At 70.6% G+C, this 25,609-nt stretch carries 20 protein-coding genes, 1 tRNA gene and 1 pseudogene; 10 read left to right on the top strand and 12 right to left on the bottom strand.

The window, feature by feature from the left end; all coding sequences use genetic code 11:
• Positions 1-116: 116 nt before the first annotated feature.
• Positions 117-1,046 carry a 1-phosphofructokinase family hexose kinase gene (locus A6A06_RS05630; RefSeq protein WP_073759332.1) on the top strand — a complete coding sequence of 310 codons (930 nt, stop codon included), beginning with the start codon at positions 117-119 and terminating at the stop codon, positions 1,044-1,046.
• 145 nt (positions 1,047-1,191) lie between these two features.
• Here the strand turns inward: A6A06_RS05630 and A6A06_RS05635 are convergent, their stop codons facing one another.
• Together A6A06_RS05635 and cdgB are read right to left on the bottom strand one after the other, a co-directional pair.
• Positions 1,192-2,130, bottom strand: coding sequence for a CBM35 domain-containing protein (locus A6A06_RS05635; RefSeq protein ID WP_073759334.1), 939 nt, complete (start codon positions 2,128-2,130; stop codon positions 1,192-1,194).
• A 243-nt stretch (positions 2,131-2,373) separates the two neighbouring features.
• A complete protein-coding gene (gene cdgB, locus A6A06_RS05640) occupies positions 2,374-4,062 on the bottom strand; it encodes a diguanylate cyclase CdgB (protein WP_073759336.1) in 1,689 nt (562 codons plus the stop codon).
• Between the two features lie 302 nt (positions 4,063-4,364).
• Here cdgB and A6A06_RS05645 point away from each other — a divergent pair, with 302 nt between their 5' ends.
• Positions 4,365-4,967 carry a flavin reductase family protein gene (locus A6A06_RS05645; protein WP_073759338.1) on the top strand — a complete coding sequence of 201 codons (603 nt, stop codon included), beginning with the start codon at positions 4,365-4,367 and terminating at the stop codon, positions 4,965-4,967.
• Positions 4,968-5,155: 188 nt separating this feature from the next.
• Here the strand turns inward: A6A06_RS05645 and arfB are convergent, their stop codons facing one another.
• On the bottom strand, positions 5,156-5,593 hold the full coding sequence (arfB, locus tag A6A06_RS05650; RefSeq protein ID WP_073759340.1) for an alternative ribosome rescue aminoacyl-tRNA hydrolase ArfB: 438 nt from the start codon (positions 5,591-5,593) through the stop codon (positions 5,156-5,158).
• A gap of 225 nt (positions 5,594-5,818) precedes the next feature.
• On the opposite strand from arfB, the gene A6A06_RS05655 reads away from it, so the two are divergent.
• Positions 5,819-6,394, top strand: a complete 576-nt coding sequence (locus tag A6A06_RS05655; protein ID WP_073759342.1) for a TerD family protein — start codon at positions 5,819-5,821, stop codon at positions 6,392-6,394.
• An 804-nt stretch (positions 6,395-7,198) separates the two neighbouring features.
• Here the strand turns inward: A6A06_RS05655 and A6A06_RS05660 are convergent.
• Complete coding sequence (locus tag A6A06_RS05660) at positions 7,199-8,650, bottom strand: SGNH/GDSL hydrolase family protein (RefSeq protein WP_242440566.1); 1,452 nt, start codon at positions 8,648-8,650, stop codon at positions 7,199-7,201.
• Between the two features lie 273 nt (positions 8,651-8,923).
• Between A6A06_RS05660 and A6A06_RS05665 the strand changes: the two genes are divergently transcribed.
• Entirely contained in the window at positions 8,924-9,421 is a 498-nt protein-coding gene (locus tag A6A06_RS05665; RefSeq protein ID WP_073759346.1) for a hypothetical protein, read from the top strand.
• Positions 9,422-9,674: 253 nt separating this feature from the next.
• Here the strand turns inward: A6A06_RS05665 and A6A06_RS05670 are convergent, their stop codons facing one another.
• The gene (locus A6A06_RS05670; protein WP_073759348.1) at positions 9,675-10,319 is read right to left on the bottom strand and encodes a pentapeptide repeat-containing protein; all 645 of its coding nucleotides are present in this window, start codon (positions 10,317-10,319) and stop codon (positions 9,675-9,677) included.
• Positions 10,320-10,922: 603 nt separating this feature from the next.
• Here A6A06_RS05670 and A6A06_RS05675 point away from each other — a divergent pair.
• The gene (locus A6A06_RS05675; RefSeq protein ID WP_073759350.1) at positions 10,923-11,936 is read left to right on the top strand and encodes a zinc-binding dehydrogenase; all 1,014 of its coding nucleotides are present in this window, start codon (positions 10,923-10,925) and stop codon (positions 11,934-11,936) included.
• A gap of 136 nt (positions 11,937-12,072) precedes the next feature.
• On the opposite strand, the pseudogene A6A06_RS05680 reads toward A6A06_RS05675, so the two are convergent.
• A pseudogene (locus tag A6A06_RS05680) lies at positions 12,073-12,986 on the bottom strand (M24 family metallopeptidase).
• Positions 12,987-13,148: 162 nt separating this feature from the next.
• On the opposite strand from A6A06_RS05680, the gene A6A06_RS05685 reads away from it, so the two are divergent.
• A complete protein-coding gene (locus tag A6A06_RS05685) occupies positions 13,149-14,057 on the top strand; it encodes an AraC family transcriptional regulator (RefSeq protein WP_073759352.1) in 909 nt (302 codons plus the stop codon).
• 144 nt (positions 14,058-14,201) lie between these two features.
• On the opposite strand, the gene A6A06_RS05690 is transcribed toward A6A06_RS05685, so the two are convergent.
• Positions 14,202-15,155, bottom strand: a complete 954-nt coding sequence (locus tag A6A06_RS05690) for a phosphotriesterase family protein (RefSeq protein WP_073759354.1) — start codon at positions 15,153-15,155, stop codon at positions 14,202-14,204.
• Positions 15,156-15,399: 244 nt separating this feature from the next.
• On the opposite strand from A6A06_RS05690, the gene A6A06_RS43460 reads away from it, so the two are divergent.
• On the top strand, positions 15,400-16,233 hold the full coding sequence (locus A6A06_RS43460) for a LysR family transcriptional regulator (protein ID WP_199930686.1): 834 nt from the start codon (positions 15,400-15,402) through the stop codon (positions 16,231-16,233).
• Between the two features lie 390 nt (positions 16,234-16,623).
• On the opposite strand, the gene A6A06_RS05700 is transcribed toward A6A06_RS43460, so the two are convergent.
• Complete coding sequence (locus A6A06_RS05700; protein ID WP_073759358.1) at positions 16,624-16,968, bottom strand: hypothetical protein; 345 nt, start codon at positions 16,966-16,968, stop codon at positions 16,624-16,626.
• Between the two features lie 450 nt (positions 16,969-17,418).
• Positions 17,419-17,492, bottom strand: a tRNA-Thr gene (locus A6A06_RS05705).
• 178 nt (positions 17,493-17,670) lie between these two features.
• Between A6A06_RS05705 and A6A06_RS05710 the strand changes: the two genes are divergently transcribed.
• The 3 genes from A6A06_RS05710 (at position 17,671) to A6A06_RS05720 (ending at position 20,355) form a co-directional block, all read left to right on the top strand.
• Positions 17,671-18,807, top strand: coding sequence for an ABC transporter ATP-binding protein (locus tag A6A06_RS05710; RefSeq protein WP_073759360.1), 1,137 nt, complete (start codon positions 17,671-17,673; stop codon positions 18,805-18,807).
• 372 nt (positions 18,808-19,179) lie between these two features.
• A complete protein-coding gene (locus A6A06_RS05715) occupies positions 19,180-19,599 on the top strand; it encodes a hypothetical protein (RefSeq protein ID WP_073759362.1) in 420 nt (139 codons plus the stop codon).
• A gap of 30 nt (positions 19,600-19,629) precedes the next feature.
• A complete protein-coding gene (locus tag A6A06_RS05720; RefSeq protein WP_073759364.1) occupies positions 19,630-20,355 on the top strand; it encodes a nucleotidyltransferase family protein in 726 nt (241 codons plus the stop codon).
• A 442-nt stretch (positions 20,356-20,797) separates the two neighbouring features.
• Here A6A06_RS05720 and A6A06_RS05725 read toward each other — a convergent pair whose 3' ends face one another.
• The 3 genes from A6A06_RS05725 to cysS form a co-directional block, all read right to left on the bottom strand.
• A complete protein-coding gene (locus tag A6A06_RS05725; RefSeq protein ID WP_079193789.1) occupies positions 20,798-22,507 on the bottom strand; it encodes a DoxX family protein in 1,710 nt (569 codons plus the stop codon).
• Between the two features lie 378 nt (positions 22,508-22,885).
• Positions 22,886-23,842, bottom strand: a complete 957-nt coding sequence (rlmB, locus tag A6A06_RS05730; protein WP_073759366.1) for a 23S rRNA (guanosine(2251)-2'-O)-methyltransferase RlmB — start codon at positions 23,840-23,842, stop codon at positions 22,886-22,888.
• Between the two features lie 342 nt (positions 23,843-24,184).
• Entirely contained in the window at positions 24,185-25,579 is a 1,395-nt protein-coding gene (gene cysS / locus A6A06_RS05735; protein ID WP_073759368.1) for a cysteine--tRNA ligase, read from the bottom strand.
• Positions 25,580-25,609 lie beyond the last annotated feature (30 nt).

Genomic DNA, 25,609 nt, shown 5'->3' on the forward strand with positions numbered 1-25,609 from the left:
ATGGCATGATCGCTGCGCACTCGCGCACCCGCGCACCTGTCCGTCCCGCACGGACCCACCGGCCGCCGGCCCGGTGTGCCGCCGTCCGTCCACGTACGTTCCGGGGAGGGGGAACCATGATCCTCACGGTCACGCTGAACGCAGCCCTCGACATCACCTACCGCGTGCCCCGGCTCCAGCCGCACTCCACGAACCGCGTCACGGAAGTCTCCGAGCGACCGGGCGGCAAGGGCCTGAACGTCGCCCGCGTCCTCACCGCGCTCGGCCACGAGGCGGTCGCCACCGGCTTCGCGGGCGGCGGCAGCGGCGACGCCCTGCGCTCGCTGCTCGCCCAGGAGACGTCGGTGACCGACGCGCTGGTCCCGGTCGGCGGCGCGACCCGGCGCACCGTCGCCGTCGTGGACGAGGCCACCGGCGACACCACGCAGCTCAACGAGCCGGGCCCGATCGTCACCCCCGCCGAGTGGGACGCGTTCATGTCCACCTACCGCGAACTGCTCGTCGACGCGCGGGCGGTGGCCCTGTGCGGCAGCCTCCCGCCGGGCGTCCCCGTGGACGTCTACGCGCGGCTGACCCGTGCCGCCCGTACGGCGGACGTCCCCGTCCTCCTGGACACCAGCGGCGAACCGCTGCGCCGCGGCCTGGCCGCCCGCCCCGACCTCGCCAAGCCCAACGCCGACGAACTCGCCGCTCTCACCGGCTCCACCGAACCCCTGCGCGCCGCCCGCGACGCCCGCCGCCGCGGCGCCCACACGGTGGCCGCCTCCCTGGGCGCGGACGGCATGCTCGTGGTCACCGCGGACGGCGCCTGGCAGGCCGCGCCGCCCCGGCGCATCGCCGGCAACCCGACCGGCGCCGGTGACTCCGCGGTGGCCGGCCTGCTCTCCGGCCTGGTCGAGGACCTGCCCTGGCCGGCCCGCCTGGCCCGCGCGGTGGCCCTGTCGGCGGCGACCGTACGGGCCCCGGCGGCGGGCGAGTTCGACCGGGGGACGTACGAGGAACTGCTGGAGCGGATCACGGTCACGGAGCATCCGGCGGCTGCTTGAGAGGCGGTCAGCGTCGCGGCTGCTCGGCGTACTTGAGATACCGGCCGCCATCGCGGCGGCTGCTGCTTGAGGTACCGATTACTGCTTGAGGTACCGATCGCCATCGCGTCGACGGCTCCCGCGGGCCGTCGACGCGCGCCGCGCCTCAGCGCTTGACGTGTCCCGCCTTGAGGTAGACCCGGTCGAGGTTGACCTCGCACTGGTCGCCCTGCTCGCAGGAGATCTTGATCGTGTTGGTGCCCTCGTTGAGGGTGATCCACCGGAAGGTGGTCGTCCAGCCCTTGTCCCAGGCGCCCTCGGCGGCATGGGCGAAGTTCGACATGTTGATCTGGTCGTTCTTGCCCCCGTTCACCCCGAGCGTCGTCTTCATGTCCTTGCCCGGCACCGCGTAGTCGACGAGCAGCGTGTACTCGCCGCTCTTGGGGACGTCGACCGACCAAGTGGCGGAAGCGCCGACCTTGTTCAGCGACACATACGCGCCGTTCGCCGCCTTGGCGCCCGGTACCGACTTGTCCGTGCTCGCCTCCGGGCTGAGCGAGAGCGCCGCCGCGGCCTCCTTCGGCAGCGGACCCTGGGACGGCTTGCCGGACGGCTTGTTGCTGGGCTGGACGGACTCGCCGGCCGTCGGTGTCGGGTCGCCGCCGCCCGCTTCGTCCTTCTTGTCGCTGTTCTGGTTGGTGAGCATCGCCGCGCCGATGCCGATACAGACCACCGCGACGACCGCGACGGCCCCGATCAGCAGGCCCTTGTGGTTGCGCCGGGGCGCACCGCCGTTGCCCGGAGGCGGGCCCTGGCGGGCATTGTCGCCGCCCGGGAGCGTCTCGGGGGCCGCGTAGTGGGCGTTCTGCTGCCCGTACGGCTGCTGGGCGGGGACCTGCTGCTGGCCGTACTGGCGCTGCCCGTACTGGCGCTCGCCGACCGCACGCACCTGGTTGTACGAGGCACGCGGTACGCCCGGCCGACGCGCTGCCGAGCCGCCGCCCGCCGCGCCCTGTGCGTCGCCCTCGCCGCCTTCGGAGCGGTAGAGGTGGGCGAACGGGTCGTCGTCCTCGGGCGTGCCCGCACCGTTGTTGCCGGCCGTCATTCCGTGTCACTCCCCAGCGGTCTGTGCGAGATGGCTGTGTTGATCTTCAGGCCCCCGGCGGCGCCCCGCCGCATCGGCGCAGCCTACCCCGTTCGGGCGACGGCACGCCGATCCATAACGGCCACAGGACCGCTGCGGACGCGTGCTGCGGACGGCGCGCGGGTGCCGTCCGGGGCGCATCGGTCCGCAGGGCCGCGTACCGGTCCGCAGGGCCGCGTACCGGTCCGCAGGGCCGCGTACCGGTCAGCCCGCGCGCCGGCTCGCCTTCGAGCGGGACCGCTTCTCCACGTACATCCGCTGGTCGGCGGATTGCAGGACCTCCTCGGCCGACATCCCGCAGGACGCCCAGCCGATGCCGAAGCTGGCGCCGACCCGCACCCCCCGGCCGTCCACCCGGATGGGCGGGATGATGCTGCTGCGGAGCCGTACCGCGAGGTCCTGCGCGTCGGCCTTGCCCAGGCCGTCCGCGAGCACCACGAACTCGTCGCCGCCGAGCCGGGCGACCGTGTCGCCGTCCCGGACCCCGTGGGTCAGCCGCCGGGCCACCTCGATGAGCACCGCGTCACCCGTGTGGTGCCCGAAACGGTCGTTGATCGACTTGAAGCCGTCCAGGTCGCAGAAGAGGACCGCGAGCCCCTTGGCCCCGTCGTCCTCCGGCCCGTCCGACGGCGCGATGACGTGGACATGGTGGTCGTACGGGCCGGCCGGCACACGCTCCGGGCCGTCGGCGACGTCGTACCCGTCGAAGACCTCGGGGCCGTCGGAGCCGAACCCGTGCGCCTCCTGGAAGGCCGCGACCGACGCGGCGGAGGCGGCCGAGGCGTACGCGTCCGCGTCCGAGCCGGGCGGGCGCGAACACAGCCGGGCGCCGAGCCGGGCCCGCAGCTCGGCGCTGTTGGGCAGGCCGGTCAGCGCGTCGTGGCTGGCGCGGTGCGCGAGCTGCAGCTCGTGGCGCTTGCGCTCCTCGATGTCCTCGACGTGGGTGAGCAGGAAGCGCGGGCCGTCGGCCGTGTCGGCCACGACGGAGTTGCGCAGCGAGACCCACACGTACGTGCCGTCGCGGCGGGCCAGACGCAGCTCGGCGCGCCCGCCCTCGGCGGAGGTCCGCAGCAGGGTGCCGATGTCCTCGGGGTGGACGAGGTCGGAGAACGAGTAACGGCGCATCGCGGAGGCCGGGCGGCCCAGCAGGCGGCACAGCGCGTCATTCGTACGGTGGAGCCTGCCGTGCTGGTCACCGCCCATTTCAGCGATGGCCATGCCGCTGGGCGCGTAGTCGAACGCCTGCCGGAAGCTCTCCTCACTGGCGCGCAGGGCCTGCTGCTCACGCTCCAGGCGGACCAGCGCGCGCTGCATGTTGGCGCGCAGCCGGGCGTTGCTGATCGCTATGGCCGACTGGAACGCGTACATCTGGAGGGCTTCCTGCCCCCAGGCGCCGGGCCGGCGGCCGTTGCGCGGCTTGTCGACGGAGATCACGCCGAGCAGCTCGCCCCCGCCGTTCGCCGCCGTGTACATGGGCGCGAGCAGGCGGTCCATCGGATGCCACTCGTCCGGGAAGCGCGGCGCGGGTCCGGCGGCGTGCCACTGGGGCACATCGTCGTCGTCCAGCACCCAGCCCTCGGTGTGCGGGATGAAACACAGGCCGCCCCAGCGCTCGCCCATGTTCAGGCGGCGGTCCCAGGAAGCGCGGGAGCCGACCCGGCCCGCCATGAGGGCCTCGGCACCGGCGCTGCCGGCGACCGCGGCCACCACGAGGTCACCGTCCGGCCGTACGAGGTTGACCGCGGCGAGCTCGTACCCGAGCCCCGTGATCACTCCGTCGGCGACGGTCTGCAGGGTGTCTGCGAGGCTGCGTGCGGTGTTCAGCTCGGCGACCACTTGGTGCAGCTGCCGCAGGGTCGCAAGGCGGACGTATGGCTCCGACTCGGTCTCCATCGCTCGCTCTCCCCGAGACCTCGACAGCAACTCCAGGATTCTGTGTCGTCCGATTGCCACGGCCACTGAATCACAGTGAGCTGTTCACTCGGTACACAGGGTCAACAATTACTGGCTGCTGTGACTCAAGTCACAGAGCGTGGCGACTGCTTGGCGGCCTCCGAAAAGGCGTCGCTGGGGGCACTTCTACAATTCCTGAACGCAAATCCGGACGCAAGGGCGAGCTCGGCCGCCGGACCTAGGGCGCGTCTGGTCCCCGGGCCCGATGCGGGCAGCCTACGACCCCCACTAGCGTTCATGGCGTGTTCACGAAAACCTCCGCCGCCACGCCCGACGATCGTCCCGCGGCGCCCACCACGCCACTCTCCGCGCCCGGTGGTGGGACGATCCCCCATCCTGGAGGGGTGAGTGACGACGAGTTCCGCGCCGCCCTGTCCCGGCTCGCCGCCGGGGTCGTACTGATCACCGCGCACGATCCGGAGGACGGACCGCGCGGCGAGGACGTGGGCATGACCGCCACCGCCTTCCTGTCGGTGTCGCTCGAACCGCCCTTGGTGATGGTGAGCGTTCGCAACGACTCCCGCATGGACGACCTTCTGGAACACCAGCCTCTATGGGCGGTTTCGGTGCTGTCGCAAGGGCAGCGGCACATTGCGGGCCGGTTCGCCATGAAAAACCGCATCAGCGACCGACTGCTCTTCGAGGACATTCCTGCGGAACGGGGCGAACAGGCCGGAGCGCCCCTGATCGGCGGAGCACTGGCGCACCTGGAATGCCGTACGGAACAGCGGGTCGTGGCCGGCGATCACACGCTGGTGATCGGCCGGGTGCTGTCGGCGGCGGCCCAGGGGGAGGACAAGGGACCGCTCACCTACTTCCGGGGGAAGTATCGGCATTTGGGGTGAGGGGGTGGGGGGTGGGGGGTGAGTGGCCGGGGGCGATCGGCGGGGGCCGGGTCGTCGGGGCCACAGCTGGGGGCGGTCGGCCGGGGTCAGCCGGGGTCGGGCCGTCGGGGCCACGTCCGGTCTCGGCCGGGGTCACGTCCAGCGCGGCCAGGGATCCCGTCCGCTCGCGGCCAGGTCGCGGCCGGGGATCACGTCCAGTCGCGGCCGGAGCGCCCACGCTTGACGTCGCCGCGCTGCTTCTTCTCCCGCAGGCGGCGTTCGTTGATCCCCCGCGGTATTCGGCTCTTGCGCCGCGGCTTCGGCGGCGGAGCGGTGACCTCGGCGAGAAGCGAGGCGAGCCGTACGGCGGCGGTCTCCCGGTTGCGCCACTGGGAACGGTGTTCGGAGGCCCGTACGGACACCACCCCGCCGTCCAGCAGCCTGCCGCGCTCGGCGAGCCGCTCCAGCGCCCGCTCCTTCCACACCTCCGGCAGCACGGCGGTGGCGGCGACGTCGAAACGCAACTCCACCTGGCTGTCCGACGTGTTGACGTGCTGTCCGCCGGGGCCCGAGGAACGCGAAAAACGCCACACCAGCTCGGCCTCCGGAAGGACGACCGAACCGCGGATGACATAGGGCCCTGACATGCCCCCATGATCCCGCTTCCGCCCGCCCGCGTCACCTTCTTTTGCCGCACCGCCGCGCCCGCCCCTCCTTCGCCTGCCGCCCCTCCTCGCCCCCCGGCATCAGGAATTGGCAAAGAAAGTAAAGGGAGCTGGAACCCGACGGTCCCTCCGTGACGTTGTGCAGGGTGACGGTAGCTTCGTCCGCAGTACGGAGCCCGACGATTCGACGAGGAAAGGGACATCCCCATGGCTGTAAGCCTGTCCAAGGGCGGCAACGTCTCGCTCACCAAGGAGGCACCGGGCCTGACCGCCGTCACGGTCGGCCTCGGCTGGGACGTCCGCACCACCACCGGCACGGACTTCGACCTCGACGCGAGCGCCATCGCGGTCAACCCGAGCGGCAAGGTCTTCTCGGACCAGCACTTCGTCTTCTTCAACAACAAGGTCACGCCGGACCAGTCCATCGAGCACACCGGTGACAACGTCACCGGTGAGGGCGAGGGCGACGACGAGCAGATCAAGGTCAACCTGGCCGCCCTCCCGGCCGACATCGACAAGATCGTCTTCCCGGTCTCGATCTACGACGCCGAGAACCGCAGCCAGAACTTCGGCCAGGTGCGCAACGCCTTCATCCGCATCGTCAACCAGGCCGGCGGCGCCGAGATCGCCCGCTACGACCTGAGCGAGGACGCGGCGACCGAGACCGCCATGGTCTTCGGCGAGCTCTACCGCAACGGCGCCGAGTGGAAGTTCCGCGCCGTCGGCCAGGGTTACGCCTCCGGCCTGGTCGGCATCGCGAAGGACTTCGGCGTCAACGTCTGACCCCACACGGCCCTCCCCGGCGCAGCCCACTCCTGAGCGGCCTGCCCCCGGACAGACAGCCACGCATCGCGCCCCGCCGAGAACTCCATCCCGGCGGGGCGCGGTACGTATCGCGGGACGTATCACGGGACGTATCGGGGGGCGCACCGCAGGACGTATCGCAGGACGTATCGGGGGGCGCACCGCAGGACGTATCGCGGGCGACCGATCCCGCCAAAACATCTGCCGTGGCAAGGCATCCGCTGCTGCGGGGCCGGGCGGCCGCTGCCGGGCCGGGGGGCAGCTGCCGGGCCGGGGGCAGCTGCCGGGCCGGGCGGGAGCGGCGGGGCAGGACCGGCCGCGGCCAGTTCGGTCGGCTGCTGCCGGGCCTGGCGGTCACTGTCGGACGGACAGCTGCCGCCGGGCCGGGAGGCTGCCACCGGGCCAAGAGGCCGCGGCCGAGCCGGCCGGTCGCGACCGGGCCGGTTGGTCGCTACCGGGCCGGGCCACCGGCCAGTCCGCCAGCCGGGCCGCTGACTGAGCCGCCGGTGAGCAACCGGTGAGCCGCCGCTGAGCTAACGGTGAGCCACCGGCGGCCCTCCCCGATCAGGCTCCCTCGTCAGGCCTCACCGTCGACCGGCCTTCCCCCCCCCGCCATGCCTCACGGTCGGCCAGCCCTCCCCTCGCCAGGCCTTACCGTCGACCAGGCCTCCCCCTCCCCTCGCCAGGCCTCACCGTCGACCAGACCTCCCCCTCCCCGCCATGCCTCACGGTCGGCCGGCCCTCCCCTCGCCAGGACTCGCCTGTCGGCGGGCCCTCACCTCGTCACAGTTCGTCCAGGTCGACCGCCTCCGCCATGGCGCGGTATCCGGCGTCGCTCGGGTGCAGGTGGTCGCCGGAGTCGTAGGCAGGGGCCAGGCGGTCCCGGTCGGCCGGGTCGGACAGGGCCCGGTCCAGGTCCACGACCTCGTCGTACTCACCGGAGGTCCGTATCCACTCGTTGAGCGCGTCCCGCTTGGCCTCGCCCCGCTCGGAGTAGTACGCGGCGCCCTCGAACGGCGGCAGCGTCGCGCCGATCGCCTTGACCCCCGCCTCGTGTGCCTGCTTGATCATCGCGCGGTGTCCCTTGACGAGTTCGGCAACCGAAACGTCCGGGGCCGGGCCTCCGGGCCAGTCCGGTGAGGCGCTGGCTCCGATGTCGTTGATCCCCTCCAGCACGATGACCGAGCCCACGTTCGGCTCGCCGAGTACGTCGTGCCGGAAGCGGGCCACGCCCTTCTCCCCGGCCCATGTCGAGTCCGCGGTGATCCGGTTGCCGCCGATGCCCTGGTTGAGCACACTGCGCGGATGCCCGGTGGCCGCGAAGCGCTCCGCCAGCACGTCGGGGTAGCGGCGGTACGCTTCGGCCGTCGAGCCGTAGCCGTCGGTGATGGAGTCGCCGAAGGCCACCACCGCGCCCCGGCAGGCGTCCCCCTTGCCTCCGGCCACCTCCACTCCCGAGAGGTAGTACCAGGACTGGCTCTGCTCCGTGAACGCCGCGCTCCCGATGTCGGCACGGTGGTCGCCCGCCGCGCGGTACGTCGTGACGTAGGCCGACTGGTGGAAGGTGCTCGGCCCGGTCGGCCCTGCCAGGTACAGCGTCACGGCCAGCTTCTCCAGTGCCGTGACCTTCATCGGCAGCCCGTCGCTGCGCACCTCGCCGCCCGCCGGCACGGTCACCGACCGCTGCCGCCCGAAGAGCAGGTTCCGTACGGTTCCGTCCTGAACCGACGCCCCCTTGCCCGCACGGGCGATGGTCGCGCCGGTCACCGTCAGCGGCGTACGGCCGTAACGGTTGGACAGCTCGATACGCGCCTTGGCGCCGCCCGTGGTGACCCGGACGACTTGCCGCACCGTCTGGTCGGTGAAGCCCTTCGTCGACCAGTTCGGAACCCGCCCGTGCGGCGCCTGCGCCGAGGCCGCCCAACCGCCCCTCCAGCGCTGCGTGCTGCCGCGATCATTTCCCGGGCTGCGCTCGCCACTGCCGCTGCGGCCGTTGCCGAGGTCACCCGTTCCATGAGCGCTGCCGAGGCCACTGCTCAGGCCTGCACCGGAGCCCCCGGCACTCCCCTCTCCCGTTCCCGTCCCCGTCCCTTCTCCCGCTCCCGCAGCCACCGCCGCAGCCCCCGCCGTGGGCGCCGACGCGGTCACCGCGGCCGCGTCCCGCTCCGTACCGAGCACCGGAAGCGCCGCCAGTGCCGCGGCGGCGAGCAGTGCGACACCCGAGCGTCTGGTCATGGAACCCGACATGATCCATCCCCACCTCTGACTCGTTGCTCATTGGCCCGCTGACCTGCTGGCTTATCAACCCGCCGGCTCGCTGGCCCGCCGGCCCGCTGGCCCGCTGGCCCGCTGGCCCGCTGGCTCACCGGCTCACCGGCTTGTCGCTCGTGCACGGGCGGGTCGGCCGCCCCTTCCTGCCCCACCTCCTCCTCCAGCCACCGGTCCGGCGGACGACTCCGACGACCGCGACGGCACCGCCGAACGTATGAGCGTGACACCATCAGGGACGTGATCGACCTCGGCTACTCCCTTTCCCGCCGTTTTCCGGACCCGCCGCAGACGGACTACCGCACCGCGGACGTGCGGGCCCTGCGCCACGACCTCTTCTGCGGCGACGTCTACCTGGCCGACACCAAGGCGGACCGCGAGGTCCAGACCGCCTGGGGCTGGGTGCCGGTGCTGGACTTCGCCTGGGCCCTGTGTGACATCGTCGAACGGATCGACCGCGATCCCCTCGGCAACCGCGCCGCACAGCCGCAGTTCGCGGAGCTGGATTTCACCGAATCGGCGGACCGGATGTACTTCGAACGCCGCTTCGGCTGGGTGGACGTCGACGCCGACTGGATGCCGGCCGACGAAGCCCCGCTCACCTTCCAGCACTCCGCGCTCCGCCGCGAGGCCCGCGACTTCCTGCACGACCTGATCGCGGACCTCACCGACCTGCACGACGGGCTCGGTGACAACCCGGCCGTATGGGACCTCCAGGCCCGCTTCCCCCGCGTCTGAGCACCCGTCCGGCCGCCTCGCCCCCGCGCGCCGCCGTACCCGCCCCGGCTACCGACTCCATCCCTGCTCCTCCCCCTTCCATCCCAGCTCCAGCCTCCACCGCCGCTCCGGCCCGCCTACTGGTCCTGCTACGCCTCCCGGCCCCGCTCGCCCTCCCCCGGCCCGCTGCCCGCTTCCCCCTGGTCCTGATGGATGATCCCGATGGTGCTGATGGCCCTGCTGCCCCGTGACTCACCCCCGCGGCCCCGGGGGGTCACTCCACCCGTACGCCTATCTCCGCGGCGAACGCCGGTGCCAGCTCCATCAGCTGCGCCGCGCTGATCACCGCGCCTGCCAGCCGGTCGATCCCCCGTGCGATGTCCAGCCGGTCCACCCCGCGCAGGTCCACATCGCGCATCCGTACACCGCTGAAGTCCGCCCTCGACAGCGTGCAGTCATCGAAGCTCACCCGCTCCAGCTCCGCGCCGGCGAAGTCCGCCTCCACCAGCACGCACCCCTCGAAGGTGACATCTTTCAGCTTCGCCTTGCGCAGATTGAGGAAGTCGATCTTCCCGCCACGCACCAGCACCCCCTCCAGTACCGCCGCGTGCATCTGAACACCGCCGAGCCGCGCGTCCAGGACCTCGACGTCCCGTAGCGACGCCTGCGACAGGTCCGTCCCCACCCCGCGCACCCCCTCCAGCACGCTGTCGATGAACCGCGCCCGGCTCAAGGCCGTTTCGTCCAGCGCACACCGTCGCAGCGCGCAGTCCATGAACCGGGCCCCGTGCCCCGACTGCCCCACCAGGTCGGCGTCCGCGAACTCCAGCCCGTCGTAATCCCCCTCGGTCTCCAACTCGGCGTCCTTATAAGGCTCCAGCTCCGGCAGCCGCACCGTCGGCCGCCGCACCTCCCGCACCGGACGACCCGCTCCGCCCGGACGCCCCGCTCCGCCCTGCCGAGCCGCTCCGCCCTCACGCCCCGCTCCGTCCTGACGTATCGCCCGGTCCTGACGTACCGCCCGGTCCTGCCGCACCGACCGGCTCGTCCCGCCGTCACGCTCCCTCACGCCCGCCCACCGCCTTTCTGTCTTCCATCCCAGATCCCGCCCCGGACTCCCGCTCCCGATTCCCCGCTCCGGATTCCCGTCCGGCCTCCCGGCCCGAGCCCGCCCCGCACCTCCAACTGCCCCCATCGTGAACCACCCCACTGACAATCCCTCGGCACCACCCTCTGACCAGCGAAAACGCCCCCTCGAACGCGCGCATCGACAGCGCCACCGCCGTGCGCTTCAGACCATCGTGATCTTGGCGCGCCCCAGGAAATACCTCAGGACCGTCCAGGCTTGACCTCAACCAAAGTTGAGGACCCAGAGTGAAGGCCAACACCCCCCGGACAGCCACCTCATACGGCCACCGGCCACCAGCTCCAGCTCCAGCTCCAGCGACCAACACCACCCGCCACCCGCCACCCGCCAGTAGCACCCCACCCCACCCCACCCCACCCTCACCAGGAGACCACCATGCACGCGATCCGCCTGCACACCTTCGGCCCCGCCGAAAACCTCACGTACGAGCGGACCGCGGCCCCCCGCCCCGGCCCCGGGCAAGTCCGGATCGCCGTGGCGGCGGCCGGTGTCCACCTGCTCGACACAGCCCTGCGCGAGGGCCTCACCGGCGGCCCGGCTCCGCTCCCCGACCTGCCGACCGTCCCCGGCCGGGAGGTCGCGGGCACGGTGGACGCCCTCGGCGAAGGCACGGACCCCGCGTGGCTGGGCCGACGCGTCGTCGCCCACCTGGGCATGAACCCGGGCGGCTACGCCGAACAGGCCGTCGTCGACGCCGAAAAGCTCCACGACATCCCCGGCAATCTCGACGAGGCCCAGGCCGTAGCCATGATCGGCACCGGCCGCACCACCATGGGCATCCTGCTCTTCGCCGACCTCACCGCCGACGACATCACGATCGTCCCGGCCGCGGCCGGCGGTATCGGCTCGCTGCTCGTCCAGTACGCGAAGAACGCCGGCGCGACCGTCATCGGCCTCGCGGGCGGCCCGGTCAAGACCGAACGCGTACGGAAGCTCGGGGCCGACCTGGCGGTGGACTACAAGGAGGCCGACTGGCCCGCCGAGGTGCGCGCCTTCCTGGACGAGCGTGGGGCCGACGGCGCCACCCTGGTCTTCGACTCCGTAGGCGGCGAACCGGGCCGCGCCGCCGTGGAACTGCTCGCCCGCGGCGGCCGTCACCTCGTCTTCGGCTGGTCCTCGGGCGGGCTGCGGGCCGGTGGTCCGCCGGAGTTCGCCGAGGGGGAGCTGGCCGAACGTGGCATCACCTCGGAGTCCGTACTCGGCCCGGTGATGATGGCCAAGGCAGGCGGCGACAACCCGATGCGCACGCTGGAGACCGCTTCCCTCGCCGAGGCAGCGGCCGGCCGTCTCATACCCGACGTGCAGCGCTTCCCGCTCGCCGAGGCAGCGGCCGCACACCGCGCCCTGGAGAGTCGCGGCACGATGGGCAAGGTCGTCCTGATCCCGTAAGCCGTCGCTTACGGCCGACTCAGCTGCGTACGGCAGTCAGAACCCGGCAGTCAGAACCACGCCACACACAGCCCGCACCTGGCTGCCGTACGCACCCGCCTTCCCCTCCTCCTCCGCCTCCGATATGTCCCCACCGTCAATCCACCACCCTCAACAGCTCCCTGTCACTCCCGTTCAGCCACCGCCCACCCGTCTCGGTATATGTCACGATGTCCCCGATCCGCACGCCGAACCGCCCTGGAAGATAGATGCCCGGCTCGATCGAGAAGCACATCCCGGGCGCCAGCGGCAGTTGCTCGCCCTCGACCAGGTACGGCGGCTCGTGCGTGACGGCACCGATGCGCCGCCCCGTACGGTGGGTGAAGTACTCCCCGTATCCCGCCCCCTCGACGACCCGCGGCGCAGCCCGGTCGATCTCCTGACAGGCTGTTCCCGGCTGCACTGCGTCGAAGGCCGCCTGCTGAGCCTCCCGTACGACCTCGTGCACCCTCCGCTCCTCAGCCGACGGCGGCGAGCCCACGCGAACGGTCCGGCCGGTATTCGACCCGTAACCGTCCTTCAGGCCGGCGACGTCGAGTACGACCATGTCGCCACTCCCGATGCCCCGTTCGCATGCCTCGTGGCGCGGATCGGCGCCGTGCGCACCCGACCCGACGACCGCGAAAGCCACCGCACTGTGCCCGCTCTCCATGAGCAACCGCACGATGCCGGCCGCGACTTCGCTCTCCCGCCGCCCGCCGGGCCGCATCCACTCGGCCAACAGGCCGTACGGGCCCGCGCTGTCCGCCTCCCTCGCCCAAGCGGTCAACTCCAGCGGCCCGACCCCACGGCCCGCTCCGCGACGCCCCTCTCGTCCGCCGGCACCAGCAACTGCGGGCGACCCTGCGGCGAGACGACCAGTGCGGTCACCAACCCGCGGAAGTGCACCGGCGTGTACCCGCACAGCCACACCATCAACGGCCCCGGCGTCACGATCATCCCCGCCAGCCCCGCGTCCTCCGCGGCACGGGCCGCCCGCGCCATCCGCCGCTCATAGTCCCCGCACCGCATCGGACTCGCCATGGCGCGAACCTACGCCGCCACGCGCAGATGTCACCCCGCCGAACCCCACTGCACTGCACTCCACTGCACCCCACCGAACCGGGCACAGGATGTCGGGTGCGAGACCATGCAGTCCTCCTAACGTCAAGGGAGTAAGGGAAGGAGACCGGAGTGCTGGAACGGCTGAACGAGGCCCTGGAACACATCGAGGCGCATATCTGCCGCCGGATCGAGGTGACCGAGCTGGCGAGGATCGCCATGACGTCGGAATACCACTTCCGCCGAATGTTCTCCGCACTCTCCGGGATTCCACTGTCGGAATACATCCGACGCCGCAGGCTCACGGTTGCGGGGGCCGAGGTGCTCACGGGCGATCGGACGCTGCTGGAAATCGCGGTGCGGTACGGATACGGCTCGGGCGAAGCGTTCGCGCGGGCGTTCCGGGCCGTACACGGTGTGGGTCCCGGCGAAGCCCGGAGGAACGGCGCTGCGCTGCATTCCCAGCCCCGGATGTCCTTCCGTCTCATTGTCGAAGGGAGCAGCAGCATGCGATACAGGGTCGTGGAGAAGGACCAGTTCCACGTCGTCGGCAAGAAGGCCCGGGTTCCGCTCCTCCACCGAGGGGTGAACCCGGAAATCGCGGACTTCATCCGGAGTATCGACCGGGAGACGATGCAGCGGATCGCCGCACTGTCCGATCAGCAGCCGGAGGGGATCGTAGCGGTGAGCGACGACCTCGATCCGAGCCGCGCAGAGGGCACCGAACTCGACTACTACCACGGCGTGGTGACCCAGGCGGGCACGCCGGGCACCCCGAATATGCCGAATACCCCGGAGGACCTCAGAGACCTCGACACGCTCGCCGTCCCGGCAGGAACCTGGGCGGTCTTCGAGAACTCCGGACCGTTCCCCGAAGCGCTTCAGTTTCTGTGGCGGGACGTGTTCACGGAGTGGTTCCCGTCCAACCCGTACCAGAGCAGGCCGGGACCCGAGATCCTGCGCACCCGCATCTCGGACGACGGCACCCAGGCGGATGCCGAACTGTGGATTCCCGTGGAACGGGTGGCAGTTCCCAGCTGATACGTGAGATCGGATCGCGAAATCGAAATCCGACTCCGAATCCGGTCACCCAGTTCACGTACGGAACCGACCCCCACCCGATGCGCAACCACAGCCCCGCCGGACGGCCCGGCGGGGCTGCCCCCCTCCCCCCACACACCCAACTCACCCAAAATGATGCCGAACATTCGTCACCAACATCGTGTGGATTTCGTCCTCACTCACCCCTGCCGCCCGCAACGCAGGAAGAACATCCTCACTGATGTGCCGATAATTCCACTTCTCACCCATCACCTTCGGATCATCGAAGAAATCGATGTGGCACGAGGCATCATGCGAGAGCACCAGACTTTCGACATATCCACGGCGGACAAGTTCCACCACGGTCGCGACCCGCTGTTCGAACGGCAAGAAAACGTCGACACCGAAGCGGTCCATCCCCAGCAGCGAACCGTTATCGGCTAGCTCGATGAGGTATGCGAGATCGGTCGAGTCCCCCGAGTGGCCAATGATGATTTTTCCCGCTTCCACACCCTCCTCCAGCAGGAGCCGCTGAGCCACCAGGCCCGACCGGGAAGCGGCGTGCGTGTGGACGGTGACCGGCACACCCGTCTCCACTCCGGCCCGCGCCACCGCGCGCATCGTCCGCTCCACGCCGTGGGTCAGTCCCGGCTCGTCGATGGCGCACTTGAGAAAGGCCGCGCGTACCCCGGTGCCGGCAATTCCCTCGGTGATGTCCCTGACGAACAACTCGGTCAGCGGCTCAGGCCGGTCGATGATCTCACCGGGCCCGCGGTAGCCGAACTGCTGCGGCATATCGTTCCATGTGTACAGTCCGGTGGCGACCACGATATTGAGGTCCGTCTGCTGGGCCACGGCCTGGATACGGGGTATGTAGCGACCGAGCCCGAGAACGGTCGGATCCATGATCGAATCGATCCCCAGGGCCTTCAGCCCGTTCAGGTCCGAAACCGCTTGGGCAACCTTCTCCTCCTCGTTCCATTCCCTGTCGTAATTGAGCCGGTACTCCTCCCCCATGACGAACACGTGCTCATGCACGAGCGTCTTTCCGAGCTGCTCGGATTCGACGACCCCGGCCGCCGTAGGAATATTGCTCACGATCTCTCCTCGCACAGATCCACATCCACATTCAGAACCGCCATCCGGCCCGCATTCCGGTTCACGCCAGGACCTCATACGCCCCGGGTCTCACATCTTCCGCCCGCCGGAAAACCAGCTGTTCACCCGACCGCTCACCCGATTGCTCACCCGTCTGCTCCCGAAGGGCGTTTCGTTTCCCACTCAAACACCGAGCGGCCGCCGGAGCCATGATGGTTCTGATCACGTTCGATACCCTGAAGGTATGGATCGGTTGGAGACCCGCGAACTCAGCTATTTCGTCACCGTGGCGGAGGAACTCCACTTCGCCAGGGCTGCGGAACGGCTCGGCATCAGCCAGCCACCACTCTCCCGCGCAATTGCCCGACTCGAACGGCGCATCGGAGCAGAGTTGTTCCACCGCACCAGCCGCCGGGTCGAACTGACGCCGGCCGGCGAGATCTTCCTGTCGGACGCCCGCGCGGTCCTGGACGCCGTCGACACCGCCGCTCGGCGCGCGCGGCAGGCAGGCCGCGCCGACCGGCTCGTCGTCGCCGTACGCCCGGGTACGGCCACCGGGATGCTCGCCGACGTCATGCAGGTCTACACGGGCCGCAGCGGCGCGCTGCCCACCGAGATCGTCTTCACCGACAACCAGGCGGGCGCGCTACGCGACGGAACAGCCGACATCGGCCTGCTCTGCAGCACCGACGACCTCAACGGACTGCACAGCGAGGACCTGGCGCCGGAACGACCGGTCGCCCTGCTCCCTTCCGGGCACCACCTGGCCACCCGCCCCACGGTCGACCGCAGCGAACTGCTCCGGGACCCCTTCTTCCAGGGCCCGTCCCCGCACGCCGCGATCGACGAGATCGTCGACCTGGTGGCGCTCGGCAAACTCACCACGGTAGTGGGCGAGAGCATCAAACGCCGGCTGGGCCCGGGTGTGGTCGCGGTACCGATGGCCGACGACCCGGGCACCATGCTGGTCCTCGCCTGGCACCCGCGCAGCCTCGCCGCATCCCGCACCCCCTTCGTACAAGCCGCCCGAACAGCCGCCAAGACCCAAACGACCCGCGACATACCACTGAGCGCCTAAAAACCCTCAACTCCCCACTCCCGCACAACGCAAAGCCCCACGACACCCGACACCACCAACCTGCCCACCACGCCCGGAACAACAAGCTCCGCTACCGGGCAACAGCCGGTGCTCGGGGAGCGGGGTAGCGCGCTCCAGCAAGAGGTCGGTGTGCTGGCGCAGCCGGGTGAGCTGTTCGACCAGGGCCGCAGCGGTGGCCAGGGGCGCTGGCCGGGGCGTGCGGCACGGACAGTTGCGCGTACAGGGCGCGGGCACTGCCCTCGACAGCCCGCAGGCGGGCGTCGACTTCGGCCAGTACTCCACTCGCCGTTGTCGGTGCTGGAGCCGCTGCCGGGGCTCCGGGCCCTCGCGCATTCCGCCCGCGCGAAGGGTGGGTCTACTGGTGACGCGTCAGCTCAGTTGTCGACCCATGTTCGCCGACTGCCGGCTGTGTCCCTTGGTGTCCCACCATTCTTCGAGCAAGCTGCGGACCAAGTCCGCAAGTTGCATTAGCCGAACAGGATCGGGCTGAGGGGAGGTGAGCACATCGGTGAAGGACTTGTCGTTCCACGGGAGAGCGACTTCCCAGTGTTCGTCCTGGTGCCCTTGGCGCACGACGGTGATCCGGTACGTGAAAGTGATACTGCGGTTTTCGTGATGCTGCACGGACAGATCGGCAATCTCGAACCTGACCTGCCCGTCACCAGTGGTGTACGAGCGCGCCAGGGCTTGCCCTGCCGGCGCCTGTTCCACCACGCGATCACCTGCCCTCTACCTCATCTTGCGATGAACGGTTTTCCCGCGTCCGAGATTATTGGCACGTGCTGGCACCGGCCAGGGTTGTGACGTCGTACGCAGTGCGAAAATCATTGATTCCGGCAGGGGCGCCGAGGAGGGTGCGGATTTTTCCGACAGACGGGCATTGGTTGATGTAGATGGAAAAGCCACCTCGCCCATTAGGTGCGCCGTTGGACTGTCCATGTACGTGGAGCTCGCCCGTGGGCGGGCCCCAGCACCTCGCAGGCGGCGCGATAGTTGCGACCCCGGGGTCGAAGACCGCCAGCAGGACCGAGGCGTCGGAGACGGCGAACGCCGACGGAGTGTTCACCGGCGCAGGTACGCGTGGGTCCAGCGCGCCGCCGGCGTCGCACCAAGTGATGAGAGAAGCCCCAGATCACGCCGTGACCTGGGGCTCCCCACTCGCTGAGCCCCCTGTCGGATTCGAACCGACGACCTACGCTTTACAAGAGCGTTGCTCTGGCCAGCTGAGCTAAGGAGGCGTGTCCTGGTGAAGTGTACCCAGGCAGGCAGCCTACCTGGCGCCGCTATTTCGTGACCCGCGGGCTACTGACACCGGGCGTCGGCCCGGGTACCGTCACGGTCAGTCCACAGCAGTGGACTACACCACTCCTTTTACTCGGATCGTCCGGCACGTTCCTGCCGGTGAAGGGACACACCATGGCTACGGTCACGTACGACCAGGCAACCCGCATCTACCCGGGTTCCGAGAAGCCCGCCGTCGACAAGCTGGACATCGAGATCGAGGACGGCGAGTTCCTCGTCCTGGTCGGGCCCTCCGGGTGCGGGAAGTCCACGTCGCTGCGGATGCTGGCGGGGCTGGAGGACGTCAACGACGGCGCGATCCGGATCGGGGACCGCGACGTCACCCACCTGCCGCCGAAGGACCGGGACATCGCCATGGTGTTCCAGAACTACGCGCTGTACCCGCACATGTCCGTCGCCGACAACATGGGCTTCGCGCTCAAGATCGCGGGCGTGAACAAGGCGGAGATCCGGCAGAAGGTCGAGGACGCGGCGAAGATCCTGGACCTGACCGAGTACCTGGGCCGCAAGCCGAAGGCGCTCTCCGGCGGTCAGCGGCAGCGTGTGGCGATGGGCCGGGCGATCGTCCGGGAGCCGCAGGTGTTCCTGATGGACGAGCCGCTGTCCAACCTGGACGCCAAGCTGCGCGTGCAGACCCGTACGCAGATCGCCGGCCTGCAGCGCCGCCTCGGGATCACCACGGTCTACGTCACCCACGACCAGGTCGAGGCCATGACGATGGGCGACCGGGTCGCCGTCCTCAAGGACGGCCTGCTCCAGCAGGTCGACTCGCCGCGCAACATGTACGACCGTCCCAGCAACCTCTTCGTCGCGGGCTTCATCGGATCTCCCGCGATGAACCTGGTCGAGGTGCCGATCACGGACGGCGGCGTGAAGTTCGGCAACAGCGTCGTGCCGGTCAGCCGGGAGGCACTGGCCGCCGCCGCCGACAAGGGCGACCGTACGGTCACCGTCGGCGTCCGCCCCGAGCACTTCGACATCGTCGAGCAGAACGGCGGCGCGGCGAAGTCGCTCTCCAAGGAGGCGGCGGACGCCCCGGCGGGCCTGGCCGTCACCGTCAACGTCGTCGAGGAGCTCGGCGCCGACGGGTACGTGTACGGGTCCGCGGTCGTCGGCGACGAGCACATGGACCTGGTCGTACGCGTCAACGGGCGGCAGGTCCCGGAGAAGGGCACCGAGCTGCACGTCGTACCGCGGCCGGGTGAGACGCACGTCTTCTCCACCTCGACGGGCGAGCGACTGAGCGACTGAGCGACTGAGCGACTGAGCGACTGAGCGATCCTCGCTGAGCGGCGGTGTCGGCCCTTCGGGGCGGCACCGCCGCTTCTGCGTACGGGCGCACACGGGCGTACGGGGCGCCGTACGCCCCGTACGCAGAAGCCGCAGAAGCCGCAGAAGCGGCAGCGGCCGCTGCGGTCGTACGCACCATGGCGGCGCCGTCCGCACCGGATCACCACCCACCCCGGACCACCCCGCCACCACACCCACCGTGTCGACAAATACCCCGGCAGAGCCGTCATTTCGAGCCCGTACGTCAACATCACGAGCGCACATCGAGCGAAAACATCCCTCGATTCGGTGACTAAATGTCGCCAAATCATCACTACTCGCTACCATCGCCCCGTGAACTCCGCAGCCCGCCGTATCGGCCGAACCCTCGCCCTTGTCCTTCCCGTCGTGCTCGTCCTGTCCGGGACGCTCGCGGTCACCCGCGTTCCGTGGGCGTCTCCCGGGACGGACTCGCAGATGCTGACCGCGTCCTCCGAGAACGCCTCCACCAAGGCCGGTTCCCGGGCGCCGCAGGACGTGCTCCGTGACCGGCTCCTGGTGGAACTCCAGGACAAGAACCCCGGTGTCGCTCTGACCCACCTCCAGGAGGAGACCACCAAGCGCCCCTCGCTGGCCAAACACTGCGTGGCCATCGCGCGCGCCCTCGGCCGTGCCGCGGTCGCCAAGTACGGCGGTGCCGCGCACCGGGCGCAGGCGTGGTCCCGGCCGGTCTGCGATACGTCGTTCGCCACCGGCGTCGCCTCTGTCCAGTGAGCCCGGCTCGCACCGCATAGGGTGCGACCCATGACAGCCCCGTACCCGCACCCCACGCAGGCCGTGGTCCTGGCCGGAGGCCAGGGTTCGCGGCTCCGCCCGTACACCGACGACCGCCCCAAGCCGATGGTCGAGATCCCCGGCACCGGGACCCCGATCATCGGCCACCAGCTCACCTGGCTGGCCGCCGAGGGCGTCACGGACGCGGTCGTCTCCTGCGGCCATCTCGCCGAGGTGCTCCAGGACTGGCTGTCCCAGGCGCAACTGCCGCTGCGTGTCACGACCGTTGTCGAGACCGAACCCCTCGGTCGCGGTGGCGGTCTCAAGTACGCCGCCGCTTCGCTCCCCCGGCCCGAAGAGCCCTGGTACGCGACCAACGGTGACATCTGGACCCGCTTCTCGCTGCGCGAGATGGCGGATTTCCACCATGAGCGCGGCGCGGACGCCACCCTCGCGCTGGCCCGGCCGCGCATTCCCTGGGGCGCCGTGGAGACCGACGAGTTCGGCCACGTCCTCGACTTCATCGAGTCGCCCCCTTCCCCTTATCTGATCAACGCCGGTGTCTACGTCTTCTCCGCCGCCTTCACCGGGCTGTTGCCCGCGCGCGGGGACCACGAGCGCACCACGTTCCCCCGCCTGGCCCGGGAACGCCGACTGGCCGGCTTCCCGCTGCCGAACGGCGCGTACTGGCGGGCCATCGACACGGCCAAGGACCTCACCGAGGCCGCCAAGGAGCTCGGCGGGCCGCGCGCTTGAGGTTGTGGCGGGGGTTGTTGAGGTAGCTCCCTGTAGAGGGACGTGGGGGCGTACGGGGGCCGGGATCGACGAGTACCGGGTACGAGCCCGTACGAGCCCATACATACCCGTACATGCCCGTACGAGCCCATACGAGCCCAGAGGCGCGCCGGACCCGAGGTGCGCCGGCCCACGCAACGAACCGCCCCCACGGCCTCGGCCAGGCCATGGGGGCGGTTCGTTCATCTGCGTCCGGGAGGGGGCGGCGGGGCCGTACTCCCTGCCCCGCGCTACGCGCTACGCGCTACGCGATACCAGGGCGACCTAGGAGGCCCCAGGAAAACTCAGGGGGCCAGGGGGCCTCAGGGGCCGTCAGAGGCTTTCACGGGCCCTCAGAGAGCCCCAGAGCCCCTCGCACCCCACAAAGCCAACAATGCCAACAACCCCACCAAGGCCCCACCCCTCACCCCAGCAACCCGCCCAACGTCCCCCCGTGCCCCCGGCCGCTGCTGGAGCTGCTCGAACCGCTGTCGCTCGCGCCGCCGTTGGTGCCGCCGGAGGTGCCGCCGACGGACGGTGCCTGGGGGGTCGTCGCCGGGGCCCGCGTCGGTGCGGACTGGCGCGGCGGCGTGCCGCTTGAGGTGCGGCCGGACTCCGGCGCCGATCCGCTCACGCTGCCCGTGGCCCGTGCCGTGCCGGGGGCCGATGCCGAGGGGGTCTTCGACTTCGGGGAGCCGGCCTTGTGCGAGGCGCCGGCCGACGGCTTTCCGGAGTGCTTCGGCGTCTTGCCGGCGTGCCCGGGGCCGTGCTGCGCCTTCGAACCGCCGGGCTGCGACTGCTGCGGCAGCGGCGAGCCGGGAAGGTTGTTCGTCGCGGGCTCGCCCGGCTTCGGTACGGACGGCACCGAGGCGGACCGTACGGCCCCGCCCAGCAGCGATCCGACCAGCAGCGTCAGCCCGGCGACCACGGCCGTCAGGACGGCGCCGCGGCGCAGTACCCGGCGCCGCAGGTCCCACAACTCGACGCGCGGGCCCAGCCGCCGCCACGCCTCCCCGGAGAGCCGGGCGTCCATCGAGTAGACCGGCGCGCCCGCGATGACCAACGGGCTCCAGGCGGCGAGGTAGATGATGTCCGGCGCGTCGTAGACCGGCACGGTGCGCCAGCTGACCGTCATCAGCAGGGCCGTGGAGAGCAGCGCGCCGAACGACGCGGCGACCCGCTGCCACAGCCCGCACATGGTCAGCACGCCGACCACGACCTGGAGGAAGGCCACGGTCAGACCGGCCCCCACGGGGTGCGAGAGCGCGAAGTCGCGCAGCGGCGCGACGACCGTCCAGGGGTTCAGCGACTGGAGCCACTTGACCATCGAGCCGCGCTCGCCGCCGTCGAAGTAGACGGGGTCGCAGAGCTTGCCCATGCCCGCGTACACGCTGATGAAGCCGAGGAAGACGCGCAGCGGCAGCAGCACGACGCCGAGGTTCATCCGGCGCCCGGGGTAGTACGCGTGCCGGATCGTGTCGCCGCCGCGCCGCTTGGCTCCGTCGCCGTACCGCTCGTACGCCGCCATCTCCTCGTCCGAGTACGGCGGCTCGTCGTCGTAGTGGTCGTAGGCGCCGGTGGTCGGCCGCACGCCCTTGAGCAGGGTGGTGTCCGCGTCCACCGGGCCGCGCTGGCCGACCACGGTCGAGGCGGGGCTGCCGGAGCCGGAGCCCGCGCCCATGCCGGTACCCATGCCCGTCCCCGTATCCGTACCCGTACCCATGCCCGCGCCGGGCTGCGACTCGTCGAGCCGGACCCTGGGCAGGACCTGGGTCGTGGTGCCGACGTCGTCGCTCCGGTCGGCGGTGACCGTGGTCCGGCCCGACTTCCGTACGGCATGGAGAAGTTGGCTGGTCGCAGCGGTGGTGCCGCCCGGTTCGGTACGGCCGCTCCACACCACGGGTGCGCGGCGTCTGCCGCCTGCCGGTTCCCGGACCATGGGGATGCGCGCGGTGTCGGCCATGGCGCTGCTGCTCGCGGCGGGCGCGGCGAGCTGCACGCGGAAGCTGGCGTGATTGACAATGACCTGCGCGGGATCGCACGGCACCTTGACCGAGCTCAGCACCGGCTCGTCATCGAAGCCCGGCGAGCGTCCCCCCGTAGGTGTGCGGGGTGTTCTGGTGTCCACGCTCATCTAACCGAGTGACCCGCGTTTAAGACACTGCCTTGACCATCCTGAACTGTCCGAGACCCGTCAAGGAAACGCGGGAACGGCGCCGGCCCCGCGGATGACCTCCGCAAGGCGGCCTCGGCGCCCCGGCCGCCGGATCGTCACGCAACCCGCCGAACAGCCTTCCGGAGGACGTTTCGCACTCTTGTACGAGAGCACTGCGAGGGGCGCCGGCAGCAAGCCGGTACGAGGCCGGTACGGAGCCAGTGCGGAGTCGACACCGGGCGAAAGGGGCGTGCACCAAGGTAATGGGGCGTGCACGCGGCCCGAGCCTCCGCCCGCGCGCCCTCACCACCCCATCGCCCCATCGCCCCATCACCTCATCGCCTCACAGGCGCGGCCTCACCCCCGGCGCCGCGCCGCCTCCCACAGGACCACGCCCGCCGCGACGCCCGCGTTCAGCGACTCCGCGCCGCCCGGCATCGGGATCCGTACGCGTACGTCGCAGGTCTCGCCGACCAGCCGCGACAGGCCCTTGCCCTCGCTGCCGACGACGATGACGACCGGGCCGTCCAGCACCTGCAGGTCCTGGAGCTCCATCTCGCCGTCCGCCGCCAGGCCCACGACGGTCATGCCCGCCTTCTGGTAGCCCTCCAGGGCGCGCGTCAGGTTCGTGGCACGGGCGACCGGCGTACGGGCCGCCGTACCCGCCGAGGTCTTCCACGCGCCGGCCGTCATGCCGGCGGCGCGCCGCTCCGGTACGACCACGCCGTGTCCGCCGAACGCGGCGACGGAACGCACCACGGCACCGAGGTTGCGCGGGTCGGTGACGCCGTCGAGCGCGACGATCAGCGGGTCCTCGCCGTCGTCGAAGGCGGCGGCCGCGAGGTCCTCGGGGTGCGCGTACTCGTACGGCGGCACCTGGAGCACCAGGCCCTGGTGGTTGAGCCCGTTGGTGATGCGGTCGAGCTCGGGGCGCGGCGCCTCCATCAGGTTGATGTTGCCGCGATCGGCGGCGAGCTGGAGCGCCTCGCGCACCCGCTCGTCGTTCTCGATGAACTGCTGCACGTACAGCGTCGTCGCGGGCACGCCGTCGCGCAGCGCCTCGAAGACCGGGTTACGGCCGACGACCAGCTCCGATGTGCCCTTGGCGCCGCCGCGCCGGGGGGCCGGGCGCCGGTTGGCCGCCTGCTTGGCCTGGGCGTTGGCGACGCGGTTTTTCACATGCCCCTTCCGCGCGGACGCGGGCGGGGTCGGGCCCTTGCCTTCCAGGCCCCGGCGCCGCTGGCCACCGCTGCCGACCTGCATACCCTTCTTGTTGGACGTGCGGCGGTTCCTGCGCTGGCTGTTGCCGGCCATGGGTCACCTGTCTCTTCACTGCTCTCGACGTCTCGCGACGTGGAGTGGATACGTACGTACGGATGTGTGTGCTCGGTGTGCTCGGTGCACGCCCGATGTGTGCTTCACGCGTGTTCGCTGCGTGACTGGTGCGTCTCTGCTGTGCCTCTGCTGTGCGTGCCTCTGCAAGAAGTGTCGCCCGGAGGCGGCCGGTACTGCCAACCGGCACCCACCGGCACGGCACCGGGCGGGCACCGATCCGATATCGGACCGGCACCGGCCGGGCACCGCACGGGCCGCAGGCGACCCTGCCCAGCCGCGGTCCGCCCGGCCTCCGGCCGACGGCTCAGGACACGGTCCGGCTCAGGTCAGCGACCAGCGCGGGCCCGAAGGAGTGTCCTCGATGGCCAGCCCGGACTGCTGGAGCTGGTCGCGGATGGCGTCGGCGGTCGCGTAGTCCTTGCGTGCGCGGGCCGCCTGGCGCTGTTCCAGGACCAGCCTGACCAGGGAGTCGACGACGCCGTGCAGGTCTTCGCCGCGATCCTGGCTGCCGCCCGACCACTGGTCGTCCAGCGGGTCCAGCCCCAGCACGCCGAGCATGGCGCGGACCTCCGCCAGACGGGCGACGGCCGATTCCTTGTCGTCGGCCGTCAGGGCGGAGTTCCCCTGGCGGACGGTGGTGTGCACGATGGCGAGCGCCTGCGGTACGCCGAGGTCGTCGTCCATCGCCTCGGCGAAGGCCGGCGGCACCTCGGCGGCGGGCTCCACGAGCCCGGCCTTCTCCACCACGCGCTGGACGAAGCCCTCGATCCGCGCGAACGCGGACTCGGCCTCGCGCAGCGCCTCCTCGCTGTACTCGATCATCGAGCGGTAGTGCGGGGTGCCCAGGTAGTAGCGCAGCACGATCGGGCGCCAGCGCTTGACCATGTCCGAGACCAGCACCGAGTTGTCCAGGGACTTGGACATCTTCTCGCCGCTCATGGTGACCCACGCGTTGTGGCACCAGTACGCGGCGAAGTCGTCGCCGTACGCCTTGGCCTGCGCGATCTCGTTGTCGTGGTGCGGGAAGATCAGGTCGATGCCGCCGCCGTGGATGTCGAAGGCGGCGCCCAGGTACTTGTGCGCCATCGCCGAGCACTCCAGGTGCCAGCCGGGACGGCCGCGGCCCCACGGCGTGTCCCAGCTCGGCTCGCCGGGCTTGGCCGCCTTCCACATGGCGAAATCGCGCTTGTCGCGCTTGCCGGTCTCGCCCTCGGCGGAGGGCTGGAGCAGGTTGTCCAGCTCGTGCTTGGACAGTTCCAGGTAGTCCGGGAAGGAGCGCACGTCGAAGTAGACGTTGCCGTCGGCCGCGTACGCGTGACCTCGCTCGATCAGGCCCCGCATCATCTCGATCATCTCGGGGATGTGGCCGGTGGCACGCGGCTCGTAGGTCGGGCGCAGGCAGCCGAGCGTGTCGTAGGCCGTGTTGAACGCGACCTCGTTCTCGTAGCCGATGGACCACCACGGGCGGTCCTGCTCGACGGCCTTCTTGATGATCTTGTCGTCGATGTCCGTCACGTTGCGGATGAACGTCACGTCGTAGCCGCGGTGCAGGAACCAGCGGCGCATGATGTCGAAGTTCAGTCCCGACCGGATGTGCCCGATGTGCGGGGCGGCCTGTACGGTCGCGCCGCACAGGTAGATCGAGACACAGCCCGGCGTGAGCGGGGTGAAATCGCGAGTCTGCCGGGCGCTGGTGTCGTACAGCCGAATAGTCACGCATCAAGGGTAGTCCGAACCGGACAGTGC

Origin of the sequence: Streptomyces sp. CB02923 (assembly GCF_001905005.1) — a bacterium.
In the GTDB taxonomy this organism is placed as follows: domain Bacteria; phylum Actinomycetota; class Actinomycetes; order Streptomycetales; family Streptomycetaceae; genus Streptomyces.